The 1,004-nt window shown below is 69.8% G+C and carries 1 protein-coding gene; it reads left to right on the top strand.

Annotated features, from left to right (window positions below):
• Positions 1–79 precede the first annotated feature (79 nt).
• A partial coding sequence (locus BIV03_RS16715; RefSeq protein ID WP_071296499.1) for a D-galactonate dehydratase family protein occupies positions 80–1,004 on the top strand: 925 nt, incomplete at its 3' end.

Genomic DNA, 1,004 nt, shown 5'->3' with positions numbered 1-1,004 from the left:
GGGTGCGACCGACGCCGGCGCGGCGACCGACCCGACCGCCGGACGTCCGGACACGTGGGCGTCGGCCGACCGTGGGCAACTGATCGACCGCGCCGAGGTCATCGTCACGAGCCCGAACCGCAACTTCGTGACGCTGAAGCTCACCACCGCCGACGGCGTCACCGGTCTGGGCGACGCCACCCTGAACGGTCGTGAGCTCGCCGTCGCCACCTACCTGTCCGAGCACGTCGTGCCGCTGCTGGTCGGCCGCGACGCGAGCCGGATCGAGGACGCCTGGCAGTTCCTCTACCGCTCGTCGTACTGGCGGCGGGGTCCGGTCACCATGGCCGCGATCGCCGCGGTGGACATGGCGCTCTGGGACATCAAGGGCAAGGTCGCGGGGATGCCCGTGTACCAGCTGCTCGGCGGCGCCTCCCGGACCGGGCTGATGGCGTACGGCCACGCCTCGGGCAAGGAGCTGCCGGAGCTGTTCGACTCCATCCGTGAGCACCAGTCCGAGGGCTACCGCTCGATCCGCGTGCAGACGGGCGTCCCCGGCCTCGAGTCGATCTACGGCATCGCGTCGAACAAGACGACGACGGGGAACGAGGGCGTCCGCTACGACTTCGAGCCCGCGCAGCGCGGTGCGTTCCCGGCGATGGAGGACTGGGACACCCGGGCGTACCTGCGCCACGTGCCCACCGTGTTCGAGGCCGTCCGGAACGAGTTCGGCCCCGAACTGCCCCTGCTGCACGACGGCCACCACCGGATGACCCCGCTGCAGGCGGCGAAGCTCGGCAAGTCGCTCGAGCCGTACGACCTGTTCTGGCTCGAGGACTGCACCCCGGCCGAGAACCAAGAGGCCCTGAAGCTCGTCCGGCAGCACACCACGACGCCGCTCGCGATCGGCGAGGTCTTCAACACGATCTGGGACTTCAAGGACATCATCCGCGACCAGCTCATCGACTACGTCCGCGGCGCCGTGACCCACATGGGCGGCATCTCCCCGCTGAAGAAGACGATGG

Origin of the sequence: Curtobacterium sp. MCBA15_016 (assembly GCF_001865105.1) — a bacterium.
GTDB lineage: Bacteria > Actinomycetota > Actinomycetes > Actinomycetales > Microbacteriaceae > Curtobacterium.
The sequence above is the reverse complement of the archived record's forward strand: the minus strand, read 5'-3'. Positions and strand labels throughout refer to the sequence as shown.